This is a genomic window from Pseudarthrobacter sp. TAF60_1 (assembly GCF_052113505.1).
GTDB lineage: Bacteria > Actinomycetota > Actinomycetes > Actinomycetales > Micrococcaceae > Arthrobacter.
Window position 1 is genome coordinate 1 of record NZ_JBFRDI010000056.1, and the last position, 477, is coordinate 477.

Consider the following 477-nt stretch of genomic DNA (forward strand, 5'->3'; position numbering starts at 1 on the left):
CGGATGTGGCGACCAAGCTTCAGAAAGCCGGCGTCACCAAGACGTACAGCGCGTTCTACTCGCTGCTGCTCCGCCAGCAGCAGGAGGTCGAGTTCCAGCCCGGCGCGTTCAAGCTGGCGAAGAAGATGAGCGCGCAGGCGGCGCTGCTCGCGATGGAGGACCCGGCGTCGCGTGTGCAGAACACGGCCGTGATCCCGGAGGGGACGGCGGAGAAGGACATCCTGCCGCTCCTCGCCACCGCCACCAAGATTCCCGTCGCGGAGTTGACGGCGGCGGCCAAGAATCCGCAGCAGTACGGTGCTCCCGCACAGGCGACGACGCTCGAGGGCTTCCTGTTCCCTGCGACCTACACGTTCACGCCGGGGATCACGGCGCATGACGTAATAAAGACGCTGGTCGACCGCACGTTCCAGTCGCTCGACGACGCCGGGGTGAAGCCGGCCGACCGCTGGAAGACGATCGTGCTGGCCTCACTGG

The 477-nt window shown here is 66.7% G+C and carries 1 protein-coding gene; it reads left to right on the forward strand.

Annotation, left to right across the window (positions count from 1 at the left end; translation table 11 throughout):
* A partial coding sequence (locus tag AB4Y73_RS20465) for an endolytic transglycosylase MltG (protein ID WP_441874516.1) occupies positions 1-477 on the forward strand: 477 nt, incomplete at both ends.